We start from the raw sequence: 21090 nt of genomic DNA on the forward strand, positions 1-21090 counted from the left end.
GCCCTCGAAAAAGAGTTGTCCGAACTCGACAGCGCGATCTCCGATCACATCGAGGGCACGCCGGTCTGGGCGGAGAAAGAAGATCTGCTGGCCTCAGTGCCCGGCATCGGCCCGGTGATCGCTAGCAGCCTGATCGCCGATCTGCCGGAATTGGGCGTGCTCAATCGCCGTCAGATTGCAGCGCTTGTCGGCCTTGCGCCCTGGACCCGGCAATCCGGTCAATGGCGCGGCAAGAGCTTCATCGGCGGCGGCCGGGCCAGCGTGCGGCGCGTGCTGTTCATGGGGGCGATGGTGGCGGCGCGTCGCAATCCGGCGCTGAAAGCCTTCCGCGACAAGCTCGTGGCCGCCGGCAAGCCCAAGCTCGTCGCCATCATCGCCGTCGCCCGCAAGCTCCTCACCATCCTCAACGCAATCCTCCGGGACAAAACGCCATGGCAGCCCAAAAACGCTTGACCCGGAAGACAGTCGCTCCCCGCTGCGCCGCTACGCGGCTTGGGGGAGGGAAAGAGCCCGTCACACCTCTTCCGCCACCACCATGTAATTCACGCCCATATCGGACGAGATCGACCAGCGATCAGCCAGCGGATTGTAGCTCACGCCGGCCTGTTCGGTGATGCCCAGCCTGTTGCGCTCGAGATGCTGCGTAAGCTCGTCCGGTGTCACGAATTTCTCCCACTGATGCGTGCCGCGCGGCAGCCACTGGAGGACATATTCGGCCGCGACGATGCCGAGCGCAAAACTCTTCCAGTTCCGGTTCAGCGTCGAGACGACCATCAAGCCGCCGGGTTTCATCATCGATGCACAGCGATCGAGAAACGCGCCGACATCGACCACATGCTCGACCACTTCCATCGCCAGCACGACATCGAAGCGCTCATTGGGATCGAGCTCCTCGACCGTGGTGCAGCGATAGTCGACCGACAGTGCGCTCTTCTCCGCATGCAGTTTTGCGGCGGCGATATTGGTGGCCGACGGATCGATGCCCGTCACCTGTGCGCCAAGCCGGGTGAACGGCTCGCACAGCAAACCCGCACCGCAGCCGATATCCAGCAGGCGCAAGCCGTCGAGGCAGTTCAGGCTGCGCGCATTGCGATCGAACTTGCGGCAGGCGGCGTCGCGGATGAAGGACAGCCGCAGCGGATTGATCTTGTGCAGCGGCGCCATCTTGCCGCGCGGATCCCACCACTGCTCGGACAGTTTCGAGAATTTTTCGATCTCGGCCGCATCGACGGAAGCGGCGGAAGCATCGGCGAAATGGGTCTGTGTGGTCATGATAAAACTATCGGGCCGTGATGTGGCTGCGGAAGGCGAGCGGCGAGGCGATCAATTCGATCTTCTGGTCATCCTCTCCCATGCTTTCAATGAAAACGTCGCCATAGTTCAGAATGCGCCCGGGGATGCTTTGATCCACCCTGACGCTGGCCACCTTGTCGACGCTGATCTCGAAGGTCTGCCGGGTGATGAAGCCTTCCTTGTGCACCACCCGCAAACTGGTCACATCCGTCTCCGTGGTCCAGCGACGGAACCAGGCTAGCACCGTGAAATAGAGGGCCACCACAGCAACGACACCCGACGCGACAAGCCCGGCCATCGTCAGCGTGCTGTTCAGCGTCTGCCCGGACGCCACGAACAGGGCGGCGGCGACGATCCAGCCCAGAATGCCTTTCCAGTAGACGATCCAGTGCAGGTTGCTGGAATACAGCACCTTCTCGTCCGGCTGCAGGATATCGTCGATATAGCGTCCCATAAGCCGTCCAGATTGCCTGTTTTGGGGCTTTCCAAGCTGTATTTGGCCGGGTTGCTTGCCCACACACCCGCCGCTATGTATACGCGCCGTTTCACCCGCTCGCGTCGCGAGCGCGGTATCTTTACCCACTGTCGCCAGGGAATGCACCACTCGTCATGGGCCGTCTCGTAATGAAATTCGGCGGTACGTCCGTCGCCAATATCGATCGCATCCGCAACGTCGCGCAGCACGTCAAACGCGAAGTCGATGCCGGTCACGAGGTTGCGGTCGTGGTGTCGGCGATGTCGGGCAAGACCAATGAGCTGGTTGCCTGGTGCAACGAAGTCTCGCCGATGTATGACGCGCGCGAATACGACGCCATCGTCGCCTCGGGCGAGCTGGTGACGGCCGGCCTTCTGGCCATCGCGCTGCAGACCATCGGCATCGAGGCCCGTTCCTGGCAGGGCTGGCAGATCCCGATCCGCACCTCCGACGCCCATGCCTCGGCGCGCATCGACGAGATCGACGGCGAAAAACTGATCAAGCGCTTCAAGGAGCGCAAGGAAGTGGCCGTGATCGCCGGCTTCCAGGGCATCCATGAAGCCACCGGCCGCGTCACCACGCTCGGCCGCGGCGGCTCCGATACCTCGGCCGTGGCTGTGGCCGCCGCCATCAAGGCGGATCGCTGCGACATCTATACGGACGTCGATGGCGTCTACACCACCGATCCGCGTATCGTGCCGAAGGCGCACCGCATGGATAAGGTGGCGTTCGAAGAAATGCTGGAACTGGCCTCGCAGGGCGCCAAGGTGCTGCAGGTCCGCTCCGTCGAGCTCGGCATGACCCACAACATGCCGATCTTCGTCCGCTCCAGCTTTGACAAACCCGAAGATATCGACCCGCACGGCACGCCGCCGGGCACGCTGATCTGCAGCGAGGAGGAAATCATGGAAAGCCACGTCGTCACCGGAATCGCCTTTTCCAAGGACGAGGCCCAGATTTCCGTGCGCCAGATCGAAGACAAGCCGGGCGTTGCCGCCTCGATCTTCGTGCCGCTGGCCGACGCGAACATCAATGTGGACATGATCGTCCAGAACGTCTCCGAAGACGGCAAGACCACCGACCTGACCTTCACCGTGCCGGCCACCGACTATGCCCGCGCCAAGGAGACCATCACGGCGGCCAAGGGCAAGATCGGCTTCGCCCGCATCGACAGCGCCACCGACGTCGCCAAGGTGTCGGTGATCGGTTCCGGCATGCGCAGCCATGCCGGCGTGGCCGCCCAGGCTTTCGCCGCTTTGTCGGAGAAGCAGATCAATATCCGCGCCATCACCACGTCGGAGATCAAGTTCTCGGTGCTGATCGATGCGGCCTACACGGAACTCGCAGTCCGCACCCTGCACACGCTGTACGGCCTCGACAAAGCGTAACGTTTTTTCGGGCGTAGAATATTTTACCTGAAACATCCGGTATCACGATGTGAACGGGATGTTTCGCGTCTGGCAGGCGTTTTGCTTGGCAAAACAAGCCTCAAACCGGTATACGCCCTTATTAGGGGCAACCGTATCGGTTGAGGGCGCCGTTTCGGACAATCTGATTCGGTTTCCACGGTCGCGCCTGTTTGCGCGGCCGCGCAAATGCTATTGATTTCTGAGGTTTAGTGCCAACGCTCGATTTCCCGCGCGTTGGCCTCGCGGGGAGGGTGTCGGCACATGCGGAGCGCGTCGGGCGGCCCCCGAGTCTTGCTGCGACGGCTCCGTGAGGTGATGGCGGAGCAGGTCAGCGCTCAGGAGCGTCTCGACAAGATCGTGGTGCTGATCGCCGCCAATATGGTGGCTGAAGTCTGCTCCACTTACGTGCTGCGCGTCGACAACACACTCGAACTCTATGCCACCGAAGGTCTGAACCGCGACGCGGTCCATCGCACCGTGCTGAATGCGCATGAGGGCCTGGTCGGTCTCGTCGCGTCCGAAGCAACGCCGCTGAATCTCAACGACGCGCAGAGCCATCCGGCCTTTGCGTTCCGCCCCGAGACCGGCGAAGAAATCTATCACTCGTTCTTGGGCGTGCCGATCCTGCGCGCCGGCAACACGCTCGGCGTGCTGGTGGTGCAGAACCGCGCCAAGCGCACTTATGTCGAGGAAGAAGTCGAGGCGCTGCAGACCACGGCGATGGTGCTGGCCGAGATGATCGCCTCCGGCGAACTCTCGTCCCTCGCGCAGCCCGGCGCCGAACCGGCTGCACGGCATTCGATCCACAAGACCGGCGCGATCCTGTCCGACGGCATCGCACTCGGCCATGTGGTGCTGCACGAGCCGCGCGTCGTCATCACCAATTACATCGCCGAGGACCTGCCGAAGGAAATCAAGCGGCTCGATGCGGCGCTGGCCAAACTGCGCGCCGATCTCGATCGCATGCTGGAGCGCGGCGACGTCGCCGAAGGCGGCGAGCATCGCGACGTGCTCGAAGCCTATCGCATGTTCGCCAATGACCACGGCTGGTCGCACAAGCTGCACGAAGCCGTGGCCACTGGCCTGACAGCAGAAGCCGCCGTGGAGCGCGTGCAGTCCGACACCCGCGCGCGCATGCTGCGCTCGACCGATCCTTACTTGCGCGATCGCCTGCACGATCTCGAGGATCTCGGCCATCGCCTGATGCGCCAGCTGGTCGGTCAGGATCACGCGCCGTCGCGCGAGCAGATGCCGGACAATGCGATCCTGATCGCCCGCGCGATGGGTCCTGCTGCCCTGCTCGACTACGACCGCAAGAAACTGCGCGGTCTAGTGTTGGAAGAAGGCACGGCGAATTCGCACGTTTCCATCGTGGCGCGCGCGCTCGGCATTCCCGCACTTGGTGAAGTCGCCAACGCACCGGGCATTGCCGATCCCGGCGATGCCATCATCGTCGACGGCACGTCGGGCTCGATCTACATTCGTCCCTCGCAGGAAATCGAATCCGCCTATGCCGAGCGCGTGCGTTTCCGCGCCCGCCGGCAGGCGCAGTATTCGGCGCTGCGCGACAAGCCCTGCGTGACCAAGGACGGCGTCAAGGTCGACCTGCACATCAATGCCGGCCTGATCATCGACCTGCCGCATATCGACGACACCGGCTCGGCAGGCATCGGCCTGTTCCGCACCGAATTGCAATTCATGGTCGGCGAAAGCCTGCCGCGCTCCAGCGATCAGCTGCAGCTCTATCGCGCGGTGCTTGATGCCGCAGGCTCGAAGCCCGTCACCTTCCGCACGCTCGACATCGGCGGCGACAAGGCGCTGCCCTATATGGAGACCGTGGTCGAGGAAAACCCGGCACTCGGCTGGCGTGCGATCCGTCTCGGCCTTGACCGTCCGGGCCTGCTGCGCGGCCAGATCCGTGCACTGCTGCGCGCCGGCGGCGGCCGCGCGCTGCGCATCATGTTCCCGATGATTTCGGAAGTCGCCGAATTCGATCAGGCCAAGGCGATCATCGAGCGCGAACTGACCTATCTGCGCCAGCACGGCCATGCACTGCCGGAGCGCATCGATGTGGGCACCATGATCGAGGTGCCGGCGCTGGTCTATCAGCTCGATGAACTCCTGAAGAAGGTGGATTTCGTCTCGGTCGGCTCGAACGACCTGTTCCAGTTCCTGTTCGCCGTCGATCGCGGCAATTCGAAAGTCTCCGATCGCTTCGACACGCTGTCGGCACCGATCCTGCGCGTGCTGCGCGAGATCGTGCGCAAGGGCGATGCCGCCAAGCGCCACGTCTCGCTGTGCGGCGAGATGGCCTCGCAGCCCATCGGCGCACTGGCACTGGTCGCGCTCGGCTATCGCACGCTGTCGCTGTCGGCCACCGCACATGGTCCGGTCAAAGCACTGATCCTGGATCTCGATGCCGGCAAGGCCGAGGCCCTGATGACAAAACTGCTCGACGCGCCATCGGGCAGTGTCTCGATCCGGCAGAAGCTGACCGAATTCGCCGAAGCAGAAGGCCTGTCGTTGTAGCGAGGCTCGGCCCCACGACGTCATCCTGCCCTTCTGCGTTTTCTTGAGAATCCCATATGTCTGCACTTCCCGAAGCCAAACTCGACGTACTTCTCGCTCATCACGCGTCCCTTGAAGCGGCCGTGCTCGGCCAGCTTGCCGCCGACGAATATGTGAAGACGACGCGCGAGCTCTCCGAGCTCAATCCGCTGATCGACGCGGTGAAGACCTATCGCTCGGCTGTGAGCGAGCTGAAAGACATCGATGCGATGATCGCCGACGGCACCACGGATGCCGAGATGCGCGAGATGGCAGAGATGGAGCGCCCCGCGCTGGAAGAGCGCATCGAGACCCTCGCCCAGGAAATCCGCGTGGCCTTGCTGCCCAAGGATGCCATGGACGACCGCAACGTCATGCTGGAAATCCGCGCCGGCACCGGCGGCGACGAGGCTTCACTGTTCGCCGGCGACCTCTTCCGCATGTATGAGCGCTTCGCTTCGCTGCAGGGCTGGAAGGTCGAGGTCGTGTCCGCCTCGGATGGCACGGCCGGCGGCTACAAGGAAATCATCGCCGAAGTGAAAGGCCGTGGCGCTTTCGCAAAACTGAAATTCGAATCCGGCGTGCATCGCGTGCAGCGCGTGCCGGATACCGAGACGCAGGGCCGCATCCATACGTCGGCCGCGACCGTCGCCGTGCTTCCCGAGGTCGAGGAAGTCGATATCGAGATCAAGAATGACGACCTGCGCATCGAGACCATGCGCGCTGGCGGCGCTGGCGGCCAGCACGTCAACAAGACGGAATCCGCAATCCGCATCACGCATATCCCCACTGGCATCGTCGTGATGATGCAGGACAGCCGTTCGCAGCATAAGAACCGCGCGTCGGCCATGAACATCCTGCGCTCGCGCATCTACGACGCCGAGCAGCAGCGCCTCGATGCGGCGCGTTCCGCCGACCGCAAGGAGAAGGTGGGATCGGGCGATCGCTCCGAGCGTATCCGCACCTATAATTTCCCGCAGGGCCGCGTCACCGACCACCGCATCAATCTGACGCTCTATAAACTGCCGCAAGTAATCGCCGGCGAAGCCCTGCACGAACTGACCGATGCGCTGACCACCGAGCACCAGGCCGCGCAGCTCGCCGCGCAGGGCGACGCGTGAGTGCCGACGGCATTTTTACTGACCTGAGCGTCGAAGCAGCACGGCGCGCGCTGACAAACCTGCTTCGCGCAGGCGACATCGACTCCCCCGAACTCGACGCCCGGCTGCTCGTCGGCGCCGCGCTCGGCCTCGATCTCACCGGTCTGATCTCGGCAGCCAAGCGTGTCCTCACCACCGACGAAGCTGCACAGCTGAAGCAATTCGCCACACGGCGCCTCGCCGGCGAGCCCGTCGCCCGTATCGTCGGCACCAAGGAGTTCTGGGGCCTGCAACTGGCGCTCTCTGCCGACACGCTGGTGCCGCGTCCCGACACCGAAACCATCGTCGAAGCCGCGCTCGCGTGCCTGGATGCCAGTGGCCCACGCTCGCGCGCCCTGCAGATCGCCGACCTCGGCACCGGCTCCGGCGCAATCCTGCTGGCGCTGCTGTCCGAACTCCCGAACGCAATAGGCATTGCCACCGACATCAATGTTGCGGCCTTGCAGACCGCGCGCGGCAATGCCGAACGCAACGGCCTTGCGCACCGCACACATTTCGTCGCCTGCGACTACGCTTCAGCCCTGAACGGGTGTTTCGATCTGATCGTGTCGAACCCGCCTTATATTCCATCTGCCGATATCGCCGGCCTCGACATCGAAGTCCGCAATCATGATCCGCTCCGCGCACTCGACGGCGGCAATGACGGCTACGACGCCTATCGCATCATTGCACCTGAAGCCGCGCGGTTGCTTGGGCCCGAAGGCCTGCTGGTCGTCGAGGTCGGTCATGATCAAAGCGATACCGTTGCCGATCTCTTTCTGGAGGCTGGTCTCGATCTTCCCGCACCCGCCAAAACCGACCTCGGAGGCATCCGCCGGGCGGTTATGGGGCGAAAAAAGCCGCGATAAAGCCTTCTTAGATCGAAAAAAACCGCTTGGAATATCCCTTGGGAGCGACTACCTTCCGTGCAGCATCGGAACAGGGTTGGTTCGCCCCAGCGGTATTTGGGTGACCAGTAATCTCGGAAGAGAGCCCGTCCGGATACAGGTTCCACAGGCAGGTCTGGTTGAGCGCGAAGGCTGAAAGTGCTGCGCAGCTCACGACCGCAGAGCGAACGAAAGCCTGATTATTGCGCTTCGAATTTCACGGACAACAGCCGCGCCGGGACATAAGCCCGGATATGGCAGACGTCTGACTTGGCCGGTTTGATGGGTTCAACCGGCGATTGGGGAACGCGTCTTTGCTGAACGCGACTTTGGGCAAAATCGATGCAGCGATGACCTGCACGACGGATTTGGACGCACGCCTCCGACAGGCCAGTCCGAATCCCGCGGAATGCTGCCGCGGCCGAATTCAGCGCATAGCAACTCAGTAATCAGCTCTGTGACAAATCTCAGTAACGAAAGCGACACATGAGAAACGGTCAGAACAACAACAAGCGGATGCGTAACAACAACCGCAACAACAATAATAACAACAACAATAACAACAATCGGCGCGGCCAGAACCCGATGACCCGGGTCTACGAATCGAACGGCCCCGATATCAAGATCCGCGGCACCGCTTCTCACATCGCCGAGAAATATCTGCAGCTCGCCCGCGATTCGCGCTCCTCGAGCGATCCGGTCGCCGCCGAGAACTATTACCAGCATGCCGAGCACTATTTCCGCCTGATCGCCGCAGCGCAGGAGCAGTTCCGCCAGAACCAGCCACAGCAGCAGCAGCGTGCCGACAACGGCGCCAGCGATGCGCAGCTGGAAGATGGTGAGGACGAGAGCGAGAACTTCTCGAACTTCGGCGCCGAGCCGGGCTTCGTGCCGCAGCAGCGCGAACAGCAGCAGCCGCGGGAACGCGAGAACTATCAGCCGCGTAACCAGCAGCGCGAGCGTGGCGAACAGCCCTACCCGCGCGATGCCCGTCAGCCGCAGCCGCAATACCAGCCGCAGCCGGCAGTACAGGCCAGCGAGAATATCGGCCTGCCCTCCTTCATCACCGGCGGCGCTCCGCAGCCCGCCAATGGTGCGCCCGTCGAGCAGAACGGCGGCGAAGGCAATGGCGAGCCGCGCTTTCCGCCGCGCCGCCGCCGCCGTCCGCATGGTCCGCGTGCCGATGCGGCTGCTGCGCCGGCTGTCGCCGGCGAAGACTTCAATCCGGGCAACTCGTAAAATCGCCCTGCGCTAGACGTCGCTCATCAGAGCGACGTTATCGTGCCTCATTGCTGGCCGTAGCCGATCCAAAGGCTGCGGCCAATTCTTTTGCGCCGGGCAGATTGCTGTTCACGTCCATGCGGTTGTTGGTGATCGCGAGCAGCTTGGCCACCGTATTGTGGCGGATCGCCACCGGGTTGCGCTCATAGCCGCCACGCTGGAAGAAGTTCGCGGTCGGCACCTGCTCCCGCATCGCCTGCGGCATGGTCACCATGTCGAAGCCGTTGCCGTCACCCGTGAGATTCATCATTTCGAGTTCGGCTGCGCTGAGCGGACGATCGACACCGCGCGCACGGGCAAAATTCACCGATGTCAGCAGCTTGTGCACCTGCAATTGCGGGCCGATATCCGCGTCCAGCACCAGCGCATGCATGGCCCAGCCCTGCGGCGTGGTGCCGAGCTTCTCGAAGGCGCTCCAGCTTTGCGGATGGCTCTTCACGACCGCATGCATGCGCTTGAAGACCGCGATCTTGTGGTCCATCGCCTTGCGTTGCGGCCCCTGAAGCATCGCAGCCCGTTCGTTCAGGACCTTCAGGAGCTGCGGCCCCTTCTCGGCAATGATCGTGATCGTATTAGCGGTCAGGAGCTGGTTGTAGCCGATCGCCGTGGAGATCGCGCGCGACCCCGGCTTCGACGGATTGAGGCCCGACTGCATGTCGTGGCCGCCATTGCCGCCGGTTTCGAACGAATAGACACGCACCCCGATCTCGCGCGTGAGCCCCGCCTGCAAGGCCGCGCGGGCATAGGCGCGCTTGAATTCCATCTCGTTGCCGGGACGCTGTGGCGCAAACTGGAATTCCGACCGCGCAGCTCCGAGGAAGTCAGCCACGACCGGCAGGTCCTTGCGCACACGCGGGCCGCTGTCAGGCTCCGGCTCCGGATTGACCGGCCGCTTGGGGCCGTCATAGAGCGGCGCCTGCTCCAGCACGTAATCATTGAGCGTCACCGCCTGGCCTTCGCGGCGCTTGGCGAAGCGGATCTTTCGCTTCTCGGCGATCGCATTCCAGTAGGCGCCCGCATCGGCATCGAAGGCCGCGCGTGCCTGCTGGTATTCGGCAAGCTTGCGACGGTATTCAGCAACGGCCTGCGGCGATGCGCCCTGCGCCATCGCATTGGCCAAGGATGGCGGAAGGGCGGGCAATTCCAGCGCAAGGGCCGAAGTGCCCAGCAACGCAGCGAGCGGAATGGCAGCAGCAAATATGCGAATTGAATGGGACATGCGACCTGTCTGGTTCGCGCGCCATCAACAGCGCGCATCCACGGAATCATCGGTGGTCACACGCCGCCCCGCGCGGACCATCGGTTCTTGATAGCTTTCAGCCCTCGTCACGTTGGAGCAGTTTGGTGAATTTTGTCTTGCCAATAAGGCCGGACAGGATGACCAAACAGCGCACCACGCTTCGGTGCTGTCGCGAACTCATTCTTCCTTGGCGCCACTCGATCTGACGATCTGCGCCCACTTGGCTTCGTCCTTGTCGATGAACGCCGCATAGTCTTCGGGCGATCCCGGCGATGGATCGGTTCCATCCTGCTGGAGCCGCTTGCGGACATCCTCGGACTGCAGCGCCTTCCGTAGTTCCGCGTTCAATCGCTCGACAATCGGCCGCGGCGTGCCGGACGGCGCCACGAGTCCATAGGCGAGAGATGCGTCAAAACCTTGCAGACCGGATTCCGCCACTGTCGGGACCTCCGGCAGCAGGCTTGCGCGGGTCAGGCTGGTCACCGCGAGCCCGCGAAGCTGGCCGCCAACGATATTGGCATGAGTCGCCGGGACGGGTGCAAAGGCCATCGGGATATGACCGCCGATGAGATCCACCAAAGCAGGACCAGTCCCCTTATACGGCACATGGACCAGCGTGATCCCCGCCGCCTTGGCGAAGTACTCGCCGGTGATATGGCTCGCCGTGCCTGCGCCGGCCGATCCGAAATTCACCTTGCCCGCATTCGCCTTGGCATAGGCGATCAGTTCGGCCACCGTCCTGGCTGGAAATGACGGATGCACCACCAGCGAGTTCGGCGAATGGCCGATCATGCCAATTGGCGCAAAGTCCTTGCGCGGATCGTAGCCGGCTTTGGCATAGAGCGTCGGCCCGATCGCCAGCGTGCCGGTATAGCCGAGCCCGATCGTATAGCCATCGGGCGCGCTCTTCGCGACTGCGCGCGTACCGACGGTTCCTCCCGCGCCGGGCCTGTTGTCGACGATCACCTTTTCGCCGAGCGTCTCGCTCATCTTGTCGGCAATGGCGCGGCCGACAATCGAGGTGCTTCCACCGGGCGCGAACGGGATGATCAGCGTGATGGGATGATCGGGAAAATTCTGGGCGCTCGCGCTTGTCGCGGCAAGCAGTGCGGCGCCTGCGCAAAGGCTCCTGGCCCATGACGAGGTCATGACGTTTCTCCCGGATGCAGTCTTGTTGGATGCATCGTTGCGCAAACAACGGTGCCGCGCAACGGCCTGCATCATCGCCAGGCGAAGACGGGCTGCTCCAGTTCCGCCACGCGCGTGACACGCCCCGCCAGCAGTTCGGCGAACTGATAGACCAATGCCGCGGTGGGCGCATGGATCATGTGACCAAAGTGGCTGTAGCGGATCACGCGCCGCTCGCTTTCGGGAATGCTGATGAAGTCGAAGGCCTGCGGACGCAGCAGCTCGGTCAAGGCAATCCGGTGCACCGAGGCCACTTCATCGGGATTGGGAACGAGCTTCCGGCTGTCATCCGCCCACATTACCACCGGCGTGATCAGATAGCCGGATCGCGTCGGATAGTCGTCGAGCATGCCGAGCACGGCATCCGTGCCGAGCCGCAAGCCCAGTTCCTCGTCGAGCTCGCGCAGTGCGGTTTCGACCGGCGTCTCGCCGGGATCGCAGCGCCCGCCCGGCAGCGCCCATTGATTGCTGTGGGCGCGGAGACTGGACGCGCGCAGCGTCAGCAAAAGTCCCGAGGCTGCCTCATTATCCGCGTGGGCAAGCACCAGCGCCACCGCCGCGCGCTTGAGCTGCTGCGCGGAGGTCGCTGCGTCTTCGAGGCGGGTGAATGCGCCAACACGGGCCTCGATCGTCGACCGCGTGGCTGGATTGAAGGGTGCCATCACCCGCGACCTTAGCATGGCCGCGGGTGATGCAAAGATGCCGTAGCTCGATGCGCTATGCCAGTTCTGCAGCGGCGCGCTGCATATTGTCCGACATGTCCGAGGTCACCGTGCTCTGCTCCTCCACCGCTGCGGCGGTCGAGGTGACGAATTCGTTCACGTGCTCGATGGCCTGTTTGATGGTCACCAGCGCACTCACCACATCGCCGGAAATGCCGTTGAGCGACTCGATCTCGCTGGAGATCTTGTCGGTGGCCTGCTTGGCCTGGTTGGCGAGATTTTTCACCTCGGATGCAACCACCGCAAAGCCGCGACCGGCCTCACCGGCACGTGCCGACTCGATCGTGGCATTGAGCGCCAGCAGGTTGATCTGGCCCGTGATGTCACCAATCAGCCCGACGATGCCGCCCATGGCGTGGGCCGCCGATGTGAGCCGCTGCGCCTGCAGGTCGGCTGTTTCGACCTGGTTCACCGCAGCCTCGGCAGTCTGCCGCGACTTGACCATGGTCTCGGAGATTTCACGGATCGAGGCATTCATCTCCTCGCTGCCGGCCGCCACCGACTCGATCAGCGAGCGTGCCCGCTCCGCCTTCATCCGCGCCATCGCCTGGGCCGTGATGTCGGTGGCGTATTTCACCACCTTGAACGGCTTGCCGTTGAGGTCGAAAATCGGATTGTAGGAGGCCTGGATCCAAACCTCGCGCCCGCCTTTGCCGATCCGCCTGTATTCCGCAGCCTGGTAGACACCGCGATTGAGGCTGGCCCAGAACTCGCCATAGGCCGCGGACGACCGCTCCATGGGATCGACGAACATGCTGTGATGGCGATCGCGGATATCGTCGAGCGTATAGCCGAGCGTGTTCAGGAAATTCTGGTTGGCCGTGATGATGTTGCCATCCATGCGGAACTCGATCACCGCCTGAGACTTGCGAATGGCCTCCATCTGCCCGTCGCTATCCGCAGCCTTGAGTTTCTGCTGGGTGACGTCGGTGGCAAACTTCACCACCTTGAACGGCTTGCCGGCTTCGTCGAGGATCGGATTGTAGGTCGCCAGAATCCAGATCTCCTTGCCACCCTTGCCGACCCGCTTGTATTCCGCCGCCTGATATTCGCCGCGCGCAAGTCGCGCCCAGAAATCGCGATAGGCACTGCCATCACGCTCCTGCGGCTCCACGAACATGCTGTGATGCCGCCCCTGGATCTCGGAAAGCCCATAGCCGACCGTCGTGAGGAAGTTGTCATTGGCCGTGATGATGGTGCCGTCGAGATTGAACTCGATCACCGCCTGGGCGCGATCGATCGCTGCGATCTTGCCCTGGGCATCGAGACTCGCCATCTTGCTCGCCGTGATGTCGGTGGCGAACTTGATCACCTTGTACGGCTTGCCGCCGTCATCGAGGATTGGATTGTAGCTCGCTTCGATCCAGATCTCGCGATTGCCCTTGGCGATCCGCCTGTATTGCGACGCCTGAAACTGCCCCTTGTTAAGTTTACCCCAGAAGTCCCGATAGGCGACGCTCTCGCGCGTTGCCTGATCGACGAACAGGCTGTGATGCTTGCCCTTGATCTCGTCGAGAGTATATCCCACCGCGGAAAGAAAGTTATCGTTGGCGGTAATGATCGTTCCATCGAGATTGAACTCGATCACCGCCTGAGAGCGGCTGATGGCAGCCGCCTGTGCCAACGCATTGCGCAATTCCAATTTGCTGCGTCGATTGAACATTGGTTGCTCCGTGGCCAAAAAATGCCAATCGCTGAAAAAGTCACGCGTCCGACGGCGCGCCCCATCGCGCGTCGTTGTCTCAAATTCCATAAAGTCTGATCGTGACAGCTGGCCTAGTCGGCCAGCTGCTTGTCGTTGCCGATCCGGCTCCAGTAAGCGGCGACCTTCTCGGCGAGCTGGCCCTGACGTTCGCCCTGCTTCGGAACGACGCTCGGCGTGGAGCCTTCCGGCATGCCGGCAACCATGCTGCGCGCGGCGATCTGCTGATAGTATTCCAGCACGGCGATGCGCAGGTTCGACGACAGGTTCGGCGTGTCGCGGCGGCGCTCGATCTTCTCGATATACTGTTCGATCGTCGTATTCTCCATCTTCACAATTGCCTGCAGGCTGGCCCAGAAGCTGTCCTCCAGGCTGACGCTGGTGCGCTTCTTCGACACGACCACCGAGCGCTTGCGGTTGACGTTCGGGCGGTTCATCGAGGTTTCGTAAGGCATAAGTAGCTCCCTTTCTAAAATGGAAATTCAGTTCTCACGCACGCATACACATCAGTTCACGAGCACCGCACCATCGCAGCGGATTCCGTTGACCCAGACGTCGGCCTGACCGATGCCGACACCGAGTGTGGAGAGCACCCCCACCAGCAATTGATCGAGAACGCCCGTCGCGAGGCTGAGGACGCCACCGACCAGCGCGCCCAGTCCCGGGATCGGAATGCCCAGACCGAGCACGTTCACGGTGATATTGAGGTCGCCGAGCAGGCTGCCGATCAGCGATGACGTGAAATTGGTCGAGTTGACGGTCTTCTTCGTCTGCGCCGTGATGTCGGCATAGCTGAAGTCGACATTGACCGGCGTCGTGTTGCCCATTCCGACATGAGCTTTGCCCGTCACCGTGATGAGGCCGAGATCCACAAGGGTCACAGGACCGGGATTTGGCTTGGTCGTGACGTTCTTCACGTCGGCAGCGGAGACATTGCCGATCCATGCATCGACAACGCCTGGCGTCACGCCGAGCGTGACCGTGGAGGTATTGATGTTTGGATAGCCGCAGCTGACTTTGTTGAGCGTCGCCGTGCCCGAACCGACTTCCACATAGACGGGCAGATTGACCGCCGAGAACGTGCTCGCACTCGACGTGGAATTGAGGACCTTTACTTGCAGGAAGATGCGGGTCTGCGCGGTATGAACGCTGACACCTTGCGTGCCGACGGCAACCCAGCTCGACCCCTGCGGCCGCTCGCCGATCTGGACGATCAGCTGCACATTGGCGAGGCCAGGTAGATTGACATTGAGGCCGGTGTTCACCTGATTGCTGCCGGTGGCGAGACCGGCTGTCGCCTGCAGCAGATCATAGAGCGAGATGCCGACGCCGATCTTCGGCTTGGTCCCCACCTTGAGGTCGGAATATGGCCCGGCGTCGATCAGGGACAGCGGCGTGATTTTGGCGGTGGAGGCGGTGGCAGCCTGGGAAATAGTCGAGAGCGCCGTCGTCGCCGTGCTTGCGCCATTGGTCGATTGCTGGGCTCCGAGGGCAGCCGCGAGAATGTCACCCACTTTGACATTGGCGTTCAAGACCGACTCATACGTGCCGGCCGTGAGCCCGATGCGGGTCGAAAGCGCCGACAGGAAATCAAACGCGTCGATCCTGGTATTGAGCAGCGCCTGATAGTCCATCACCGACAACGAGAGAGTCGTGCCGAGCAACGAACCGAGCACGCCATTGAGCAGGCCGCCATTCAGCGACGCCAGCCGCGAGCCGATCGCGAAGGAGGCGATCTGCGTATTCGCTGCGATCGCCTGCGTCTTGATCGTGAACGCGTTGCTGCCGGTGAAAAATTTGCTGAAATAGAGCGGTGTCGATGTCTGCACCGTCACGCGCGCTGCATTGGCGATACCGACGGCCGGCGTGACGAAACGGTTCTGTGGGGGAATTGTCGAGTCGGCCGTGTAGGTACCGAGCTCGATATTGGTCAGCGCACTGGCCGGAACATTGTTGCTCGTCAACGCCGCCTTTGCAGCGTTGGTGGCATTGGTCAGGTTGCTTGCGGCGACGATGGCCGCAAGGTCCGCGGTGCTCTGCGTTTTGCGCCGGTCGGCGGCGATGGTGCCGATATCGACTCCGAGCGCTGCGCAGGAAATGGCAAGCGTCATGCCCACAACGGACATCAGCGCGAAGTTACCTCGCTGGTCGGCGGCAAAGCGGCGAAGAAGGGCCATGAACGTCGCCATGCTCAGAACCCTCCATACGGGATCGAAGCCGAACGCGTGATCAGCGTTGCCGGCTTCGGCACGAATGGCAGCGTGTAGATGAACATGGTCGAAGCGTCGTAATTGACGGTGACCACGAACACATTCGCATTCGAGGACGATGTCGCGGCGACCGTCGTCAGCTTCGCCGGGATGATCAGCGGATAGGTCGCGGCATTATTGGTGACATAGGTCGAGGCAAGCGAACTGCGCTCCGCCTCGGTCATCCCGGCCACCGACGACCGTGCAGCCTCGGCGGCAAGTTGCTGCACGCCATGAATGACGGCGAGATAGGAGCCGAACACGACGATGCCGAACACGATCGTCAGGAAGACAGGGAGAAGCATCGCGAATTCGACGGCGCTTGAGCCGCGCCGGCACGATGCGAAGGTCTTCGAAGGGTTGATGACGAATCTCGACATGATGCGAGCTTCGCAATCGCGGGTGAAGACTACCTATACAACTTCTATTACCACAAGCGAGTGGTGATCATGCTAGATGTGGAAATAGCGCACGATACCTGCATCGAAAGTGATGACGTCATTACATTCGATAAAGGCAGGTAGCAGGTTCCGTCAGATATCCATGAAGCGCGAGCGCAGCGTTGCGAGCAGCTTCTCGCTCTTTGCTCCGCCATCATTCCGTGCGCCGAGCAGCATCATCGGCATGCCCGGCGTTGGAAGATAATACTCATTGGCGATCATCAGGGATGCTGGAACCAGCCGTTTCGGCAGCAATGTCAGGCCAATTCCAGCCTTGGCCGCTTCGATGCGGGCGTTGAAATCCGGGCTGGAGAATGCGATCCGATAGATCATCCCCTTGCGCTCCAGCGCCTGAACCATGAGTTCATGGATGATCTGGCCCGGCCATGTCAGCAGCGGGATCGGTGCGCCGGGGCTCAGCGTGAAATCCTTCGAGCGCACCCAAACCACTTCATCATCGCGCTTGTCGATGATCTCGACCATCGGATCCGGCGGCGTATCAGTGAGGCTCAGATAGATACCAATGTCGACAAAGCCGTCGATCAGGCACTTCGCGATCTCGGCGGAATTGTCCGCATAGATGGAGATATTCGTCATCTCCGCCTTGCTGAGCACCTCCATCATGCGACGCGAATAGATATTGCTGAGACCGACCCGGATCGGCGTGTCGTCCGGCGCGCCGCCGCGCAGCATCAGCAGCTGATCATTGGCCTCCAGAATCTTCTTGGCCTGGATCAGCACCAGCTTGCCGAGTTCGGTCGCCGCCGAACCATTAGCCGATTTCTGGAAGATGCTGCCGCCGACGGCATGTTCAATTCGTTTGATCTGTGAGCTGATCGCAGGCTGGCTGAGACCAAGGACCTTGGCCGCCTTGGTGATGCTGCCCGTTTCGGAGATTCCGACGACCGAACGCATGATCTCGGTAGGAATGCTCGAACTTTGATATCTGCGATGCATTGACGTGGACCTTCCAGATCGGCGGCGCTCATTATTCGTTGACGATGCCTCCGTTCAGTTCGCACGAATAGTTCACAAACCGACGCAGATCATCTGAAGGCATCGTTGCCGCGCAACCGGTTGCACGCAACCAGCCTTGCACCTAGTCAAGGTGTATCCATATTCCCTCGCTGCCAAGCTTTTTCGCGCATTTTCACATGCGGTACCCAGATTGAGTTTAACGCGACTGTGGCTGAGGTTTTATTTTACCCAACATCGATGATCGCACGATGTGGCCCCCACAGCTGACAGACGGCCATCTCGCCGCCGCCGTTTGATTCGCCTAGCAGTGGGCAAGAAGCCAAACGGGTGATTTCAGCCTGAGGATGAGGCCCGCCGCATCATCCCGCCAAGGGCGTAAGCCAGTGCGGTTCCGGCGACAGCACCGGCCAGCTTGATCAGCGCGTCGGGAATTCGGCCGTGACGATCCGGGGTCAGATGCTGCAGCACCTCGAGGCCGAGCGCCGTGCCGCCGACCAGAAGAGCAACCAGCCAGAGATGCCGCGGATAGGCCAGCCCGAACAGGAGGCCGACGGCGGCAAATGCCCAAAACCGCTCGATGCTGACATCGCCGACATGCGGACGAAGTCCAATGGGGGACAAGGTCGCAAAGCCGATTGCGAGCAGCGCCGACCAGGCCAGGATAATGAGGATTTTCCGAAACATCGCACGTTCATATCGCAAACCAACTCCGGAGCGCTGGTCATCGCGATGCAGGGTTAATCGGCCGGAATGGATTGGCGATCCCGGGAAGACTCGAACTTCCGACCTACGGTTTAGGAAACCGTCGCTCTATCCGGCTGAGCTACGGGACCGCTCGGGTGGCGAGAGGGCCACTGGCCAGTTCCATATCAGAGGCAGATACAGCTCGCCACCTCTTGTTGCTGGGAACACGTCTCGTGCTGAAAGCACCTCACATTCCTTTGAAACGCTGAAAAACAGAGAGGGGAACGGCGCCTGCCATCAGGTGTTGGGCAAGGGATAATGGCAAAGATGGAGAATCCACATGAAAACCATGACTTTTCTGACCGCAGCAGCAGTTGCAGCCGGCCTGATGGCAAGTCCGGCGCTCGCAAAGGATCAGACCAAACATCGCGCCAAGATTAAGGCCGACACCAGCATGCAGATGAGCGACAGCGGCTATCGCGATAGCAACTATCGTGACGGCGGTTACCGAACCGGCATGCGCGCTGATACCGGTTTCTGGCCGGGCGACGTTGCCGCAGGAGCGGTGGGTGGCGCCGTAGGCATTGCAGGCGCCGCTGTGAATACCGCAGGCGCCATTGCCACCGCCCCATTCCGCTCGTGGGATAATAGCTACGCCTACTATAATGGCCCCACCGATCGCTATGATTCCCGCGACTCCTATGCGCGACGTAATAATTTCGTCTGCCAGCCCGGCACTTGGGTCCGTGGTGAAGACGGACAGCGTCATATCTGTCAGTGAGTTCTGATAGTCAGCAACGACGATCAACAAATAGGGCGGCTTTCGAGCCGCCCTATTTTTATGATCATTGCACTAATCCCCTTGCGTTCACCCACTGGCGGCCATAAGAGGCCACACGCGTCGATTTACGCATCAGCGGCCTCGTATCTTTCATTTACATGACAAAGTTCGGCGAGTTCCAATCCTCGTCCTGCTCTTTGGTTTGTGTCTGAATCGGGGGAGAAATGCGTCGGGCGCGGTTGAAAAGTGACGCTTAAATGGCGACAATCCGCTCAGATACGACCACGGGGGCGGGCGTGATCAAGTCGAAACCATTGCATTTGACATCAGTGACATCGGCAATCGCAATGCTCGTGACCTGCGTCGCGATGCTGCCCGATCGCGCATATGCCCAGTGGTGGACGGCAGCCCCGGCGGACTATGAAGATTGTGCGGATCGCGTCGAGAAATCTTCGCTTGGGGGCGAAGCGAAATCGTCGGCGCTATCAAATTGTGAAAGTCAGTTCGCCGGTCGTCGCAAGCGCGGCGGCGGTTACACTTATCACGACTTCATGCAGAATCGCACTTTCGATATCGCCGGGCCGAACCCCAGCCCGGCCGAACAGAAATTGATCGATGAGCAGTATGCGATCTATCTGAACAACCAGCGGCGCAACATCATCCTTGCCGCTTTCGCCAAGAAACAAAGCGAAGCTCAGCAGCCGGATGTGGTCGACACCGATTTTCGCGATGATGCAGCGGTAAAGGTGGCCCCAAAGACCACCCCGCAAATTGCACTTCCCCGCCCGCGCCCGAAACAGCCTGCCGCCAAGGGACCGGACTGCGCCACCGAGCCACTCGCCTGCGGCTGGTCCAAATTGTCGACGGGTTTGAAGGATATCAAGGACGCGCTGTTCGGCACGCCACCCCCGGGTAAAACAAAGCGAACCTGACCAGGCAAAGAGCTTCGCCGGGCATCCCGACAGTTAGACACGCATTCTAGTCTGCAATCACCATCGCCCAGAACATGCGGTAAGGCGATTTCGGATTGGCCACCGAAGCCACGCCCACCTTACGCGCGCCTGCCATCAACAGATTGGCGCGATGACCAGGGCTGTCCTGCCACTGCTTCAATGTCTCCGGAAAGGTGAGAAATCCCGCCGCGACATTCTCGGCGGCTTTCGATCTGCGCAGTTTGGCGACGCGGGTCGTGAACGATCCAGCGACATCATGGCTGACCTTGCCACTGGCCGACATGGCCTGCGCCTGAACCAAAGCGACCGCGGCCAGCTTGCTGTCCGAAGTCACCGCCGGGAGCTTGTGGGCCTGCCGGAACGCACTGATCTGGCTGGCATAATCCCCGGCCTGGGCAGGCATTACGGCAGCTGACGCAGCAAACATGCAAACAGACAGAACGGCTCTGATAACGCGTGATCGCATCGGTGTCCTCAGCGCTTGTGACGATGCCGAACGACAGATCGGCGCCGCAGCGGCTTCTCGACGATGGCGGGCGGGGGCAGTTGCGCAGCGCGACGCTGCTCGGCGAGACGCGCCTCATAGCCGGGTGACGGCGTCACCGTCGGCGGCACCGCCCAAGCCGGCAGTGAGGTCGCGCATATGAACAGGGCTGCGCCCGAAAGAGCAAAGAGAGGTCGCATCCGGCAACCTTCCGCTTCATCTCCCAAAAGGGAGGCTTCTTCAAAAAGGGCCTGAAGCGCATCGGCGCTTCAGGCCAAACTTTCAAAACCGAAGCTTACTTCTTGGCCTTCTTCGCCTTGGCGGCGGTCTTGGCCTTCTTCACCGTCTTCGCGACCTTGGTGGTCTTCGCGACTTTGGTGGTAGCAACCTTCTTCGCCTTGCGGCGGCGATGTCCGAGCGGAATGCCAAGCTTGATGGCCTTCTGACGCAGCGAACCACCGGTACGCTTCATCTCCTTGGCAATCTTCTCAAGCGGCGTCTGGGCCTTCGAATGCGCGCGGAGGGTCTTCTCGTCTTCCTTGGTGTATTCGCGACGGACGAGTTTCTTTTTTGCTTTCTTGGCCATAAGAGCTCCGATTTGTAGTTGAGAATTTCAGCCGGCACACGTTCTGCCGATG

The 21090-nt window shown here is 61.6% G+C and carries 22 protein-coding genes and 1 tRNA gene; 8 read left to right on the forward strand and 15 right to left on the reverse strand.

Going from position 1 to position 21090, the window contains the following annotated elements; all coding sequences use genetic code 11:
• Positions 1-453: transposase (locus tag ACIQ17_RS17200; RefSeq protein WP_398470277.1), on the forward strand; the 453-nt coding region annotated here is incomplete at its 5' end.
• Positions 454-513: 60 nt separating this feature from the next.
• On the opposite strand, the gene ubiG is transcribed toward ACIQ17_RS17200, so the two are convergent.
• Positions 514-1272 carry a bifunctional 2-polyprenyl-6-hydroxyphenol methylase/3-demethylubiquinol 3-O-methyltransferase UbiG gene (gene ubiG, locus ACIQ17_RS17205; RefSeq protein ID WP_398470278.1) on the reverse strand — a complete coding sequence of 253 codons (759 nt, stop codon included), beginning with the start codon at positions 1270-1272 and terminating at the stop codon, positions 514-516.
• A gap of 7 nt (positions 1273-1279) precedes the next feature.
• The gene (locus ACIQ17_RS17210) at positions 1280-1747 is read right to left on the reverse strand and encodes a PH domain-containing protein (protein ID WP_398470279.1); all 468 of its coding nucleotides are present in this window, start codon (positions 1745-1747) and stop codon (positions 1280-1282) included.
• 155 nt (positions 1748-1902) lie between these two features.
• Between ACIQ17_RS17210 and ACIQ17_RS17215 the strand changes: the two genes are divergently transcribed.
• The 5 genes from ACIQ17_RS17215 (at position 1903) to ACIQ17_RS17235 (ending at position 8989) form a co-directional block, all read left to right on the forward strand.
• The gene (locus tag ACIQ17_RS17215) at positions 1903-3156 is read left to right on the forward strand and encodes an aspartate kinase (RefSeq protein WP_398470280.1); all 1254 of its coding nucleotides are present in this window, start codon (positions 1903-1905) and stop codon (positions 3154-3156) included.
• A 282-nt stretch (positions 3157-3438) separates the two neighbouring features.
• Complete coding sequence (gene ptsP / locus ACIQ17_RS17220) at positions 3439-5706, forward strand: phosphoenolpyruvate--protein phosphotransferase (protein ID WP_398470281.1); 2268 nt, start codon at positions 3439-3441, stop codon at positions 5704-5706.
• 56 nt (positions 5707-5762) lie between these two features.
• Positions 5763-6845 carry a peptide chain release factor 1 gene (prfA, locus tag ACIQ17_RS17225; RefSeq protein ID WP_398470282.1) on the forward strand — a complete coding sequence of 361 codons (1083 nt, stop codon included), beginning with the start codon at positions 5763-5765 and terminating at the stop codon, positions 6843-6845.
• The gene (prmC, locus tag ACIQ17_RS17230; RefSeq protein ID WP_398470283.1) at positions 6842-7732 is read left to right on the forward strand and encodes a peptide chain release factor N(5)-glutamine methyltransferase; all 891 of its coding nucleotides are present in this window, start codon (positions 6842-6844) and stop codon (positions 7730-7732) included. Before prfA ends, prmC begins: the two co-directional genes overlap by 4 nt.
• Positions 7733-8236: 504 nt before the next feature.
• A complete protein-coding gene (locus ACIQ17_RS17235; protein WP_398470284.1) occupies positions 8237-8989 on the forward strand; it encodes a DUF4167 domain-containing protein in 753 nt (250 codons plus the stop codon).
• A 37-nt stretch (positions 8990-9026) separates the two neighbouring features.
• Here ACIQ17_RS17235 and ACIQ17_RS17240 read toward each other — a convergent pair whose 3' ends face one another.
• The 10 genes from ACIQ17_RS17240 to ACIQ17_RS17285 all read right to left on the reverse strand — a co-directional run bounded on the left by ACIQ17_RS17240 (position 9027) and on the right by ACIQ17_RS17285 (position 18383).
• On the reverse strand, positions 9027-10250 hold the full coding sequence (locus ACIQ17_RS17240) for a hypothetical protein (RefSeq protein ID WP_398470285.1): 1224 nt from the start codon (positions 10248-10250) through the stop codon (positions 9027-9029).
• A gap of 198 nt (positions 10251-10448) precedes the next feature.
• Positions 10449-11420, reverse strand: a complete 972-nt coding sequence (locus ACIQ17_RS17245; protein WP_398470286.1) for a Bug family tripartite tricarboxylate transporter substrate binding protein — start codon at positions 11418-11420, stop codon at positions 10449-10451.
• 71 nt (positions 11421-11491) lie between these two features.
• Positions 11492-12124, reverse strand: coding sequence for an NUDIX hydrolase (locus ACIQ17_RS17250; RefSeq protein ID WP_398470287.1), 633 nt, complete (start codon positions 12122-12124; stop codon positions 11492-11494).
• 52 nt (positions 12125-12176) lie between these two features.
• Complete coding sequence (locus tag ACIQ17_RS17255; RefSeq protein WP_398470288.1) at positions 12177-13844, reverse strand: PAS domain-containing protein; 1668 nt, start codon at positions 13842-13844, stop codon at positions 12177-12179.
• A 113-nt stretch (positions 13845-13957) separates the two neighbouring features.
• The gene (locus tag ACIQ17_RS17260) at positions 13958-14338 is read right to left on the reverse strand and encodes a ribbon-helix-helix domain-containing protein (RefSeq protein WP_398470289.1); all 381 of its coding nucleotides are present in this window, start codon (positions 14336-14338) and stop codon (positions 13958-13960) included.
• A 51-nt stretch (positions 14339-14389) separates the two neighbouring features.
• Positions 14390-16060: a pilus assembly protein TadG-related protein gene (locus ACIQ17_RS17265; RefSeq protein ID WP_398470290.1), complete on the reverse strand. Its 1671-nt coding sequence runs from the start codon at positions 16058-16060 to the stop codon at positions 14390-14392.
• A gap of 14 nt (positions 16061-16074) precedes the next feature.
• Positions 16075-16512 carry a TadE/TadG family type IV pilus assembly protein gene (locus ACIQ17_RS17270; RefSeq protein ID WP_398470291.1) on the reverse strand — a complete coding sequence of 146 codons (438 nt, stop codon included), beginning with the start codon at positions 16510-16512 and terminating at the stop codon, positions 16075-16077.
• A gap of 153 nt (positions 16513-16665) precedes the next feature.
• Positions 16666-17487 (reverse strand): LysR family transcriptional regulator, encoded by an 822-nt coding sequence (locus ACIQ17_RS17275; RefSeq protein ID WP_398470292.1) that lies wholly within the window; start codon positions 17485-17487, stop codon positions 16666-16668.
• Between the two features lie 396 nt (positions 17488-17883).
• Positions 17884-18234 (reverse strand): VanZ family protein, encoded by a 351-nt coding sequence (locus ACIQ17_RS17280; RefSeq protein ID WP_398470293.1) that lies wholly within the window; start codon positions 18232-18234, stop codon positions 17884-17886.
• A 72-nt stretch (positions 18235-18306) separates the two neighbouring features.
• Positions 18307-18383: transfer RNA gene (locus ACIQ17_RS17285), tRNA-Arg, on the reverse strand.
• Between the two features lie 191 nt (positions 18384-18574).
• Between ACIQ17_RS17285 and ACIQ17_RS17290 the strand changes: the two genes are divergently transcribed.
• Together ACIQ17_RS17290 and ACIQ17_RS17295 are read left to right on the forward strand one after the other, a co-directional pair.
• Positions 18575-19015 carry a hypothetical protein gene (locus ACIQ17_RS17290; RefSeq protein ID WP_398470294.1) on the forward strand — a complete coding sequence of 147 codons (441 nt, stop codon included), beginning with the start codon at positions 18575-18577 and terminating at the stop codon, positions 19013-19015.
• Between the two features lie 257 nt (positions 19016-19272).
• Complete coding sequence (locus ACIQ17_RS17295) at positions 19273-19947, forward strand: hypothetical protein (protein ID WP_398470295.1); 675 nt, start codon at positions 19273-19275, stop codon at positions 19945-19947.
• A 46-nt stretch (positions 19948-19993) separates the two neighbouring features.
• On the opposite strand, the gene ACIQ17_RS17300 is transcribed toward ACIQ17_RS17295, so the two are convergent.
• The 3 genes from ACIQ17_RS17300 to ACIQ17_RS17310 form a co-directional block, all read right to left on the reverse strand.
• On the reverse strand, positions 19994-20371 hold the full coding sequence (locus ACIQ17_RS17300; RefSeq protein ID WP_398470296.1) for a CAP domain-containing protein: 378 nt from the start codon (positions 20369-20371) through the stop codon (positions 19994-19996).
• A 71-nt stretch (positions 20372-20442) separates the two neighbouring features.
• Positions 20443-20652 carry a hypothetical protein gene (locus ACIQ17_RS17305; RefSeq protein WP_398470297.1) on the reverse strand — a complete coding sequence of 70 codons (210 nt, stop codon included), beginning with the start codon at positions 20650-20652 and terminating at the stop codon, positions 20443-20445.
• A 95-nt stretch (positions 20653-20747) separates the two neighbouring features.
• Positions 20748-21038, reverse strand: a complete 291-nt coding sequence (locus ACIQ17_RS17310) for a hypothetical protein (protein WP_398470298.1) — start codon at positions 21036-21038, stop codon at positions 20748-20750.
• Between the last annotated feature and the right edge of the window lie 52 nt (positions 21039-21090).

The organism is Tardiphaga sp. (assembly GCF_044340795.1).
Taxonomy (GTDB): domain Bacteria; phylum Pseudomonadota; class Alphaproteobacteria; order Rhizobiales; family Xanthobacteraceae; genus Tardiphaga.

Coding starts and splice junctions, on each gene's coding strand:
- ACIQ17_RS17260 (WP_398470289.1), bottom strand. CDS start 14,338: ATGCCTTACGAAACCTCGATGAACCGCCCGAACGTCAACCGCAAGCGC.
- ACIQ17_RS17215 (WP_398470280.1), top strand. CDS start 1,903: ATGGGCCGTCTCGTAATGAAATTCGGCGGTACGTCCGTCGCCAATATC.
- prfA (WP_398470282.1), top strand. CDS start 5,763: ATGTCTGCACTTCCCGAAGCCAAACTCGACGTACTTCTCGCTCATCAC.
- ACIQ17_RS17305 (WP_398470297.1), bottom strand. CDS start 20,652: ATGCGACCTCTCTTTGCTCTTTCGGGCGCAGCCCTGTTCATATGCGCG.
- ACIQ17_RS17240 (WP_398470285.1), bottom strand. CDS start 10,250: ATGTCCCATTCAATTCGCATATTTGCTGCTGCCATTCCGCTCGCTGCG.
- ACIQ17_RS17275 (WP_398470292.1), bottom strand. CDS start 17,487: ATGCGTTCGGTCGTCGGAATCTCCGAAACGGGCAGCATCACCAAGGCG.
- ACIQ17_RS17245 (WP_398470286.1), bottom strand. CDS start 11,420: ATGACCTCGTCATGGGCCAGGAGCCTTTGCGCAGGCGCCGCACTGCTT.
- ACIQ17_RS17210 (WP_398470279.1), bottom strand. CDS start 1,747: ATGGGACGCTATATCGACGATATCCTGCAGCCGGACGAGAAGGTGCTG.
- ACIQ17_RS17235 (WP_398470284.1), top strand. CDS start 8,237: ATGAGAAACGGTCAGAACAACAACAAGCGGATGCGTAACAACAACCGC.
- ubiG (WP_398470278.1), bottom strand. CDS start 1,272: ATGACCACACAGACCCATTTCGCCGATGCTTCCGCCGCTTCCGTCGAT.
- ptsP (WP_398470281.1), top strand. CDS start 3,439: ATGCGGAGCGCGTCGGGCGGCCCCCGAGTCTTGCTGCGACGGCTCCGT.
- ACIQ17_RS17265 (WP_398470290.1), bottom strand. CDS start 16,060: ATGGCCCTTCTTCGCCGCTTTGCCGCCGACCAGCGAGGTAACTTCGCG.
- ACIQ17_RS17310 (WP_398470298.1), bottom strand. CDS start 21,038: ATGGCCAAGAAAGCAAAAAAGAAACTCGTCCGTCGCGAATACACCAAG.
- ACIQ17_RS17300 (WP_398470296.1), bottom strand. CDS start 20,371: ATGCCTGCCCAGGCCGGGGATTATGCCAGCCAGATCAGTGCGTTCCGG.
- ACIQ17_RS17280 (WP_398470293.1), bottom strand. CDS start 18,234: ATGTTTCGGAAAATCCTCATTATCCTGGCCTGGTCGGCGCTGCTCGCA.
- ACIQ17_RS17290 (WP_398470294.1), top strand. CDS start 18,575: ATGAAAACCATGACTTTTCTGACCGCAGCAGCAGTTGCAGCCGGCCTG.
- ACIQ17_RS17255 (WP_398470288.1), bottom strand. CDS start 13,844: ATGTTCAATCGACGCAGCAAATTGGAATTGCGCAATGCGTTGGCACAG.
- ACIQ17_RS17270 (WP_398470291.1), bottom strand. CDS start 16,512: ATGTCGAGATTCGTCATCAACCCTTCGAAGACCTTCGCATCGTGCCGG.
- ACIQ17_RS17295 (WP_398470295.1), top strand. CDS start 19,273: ATGGCGACAATCCGCTCAGATACGACCACGGGGGCGGGCGTGATCAAG.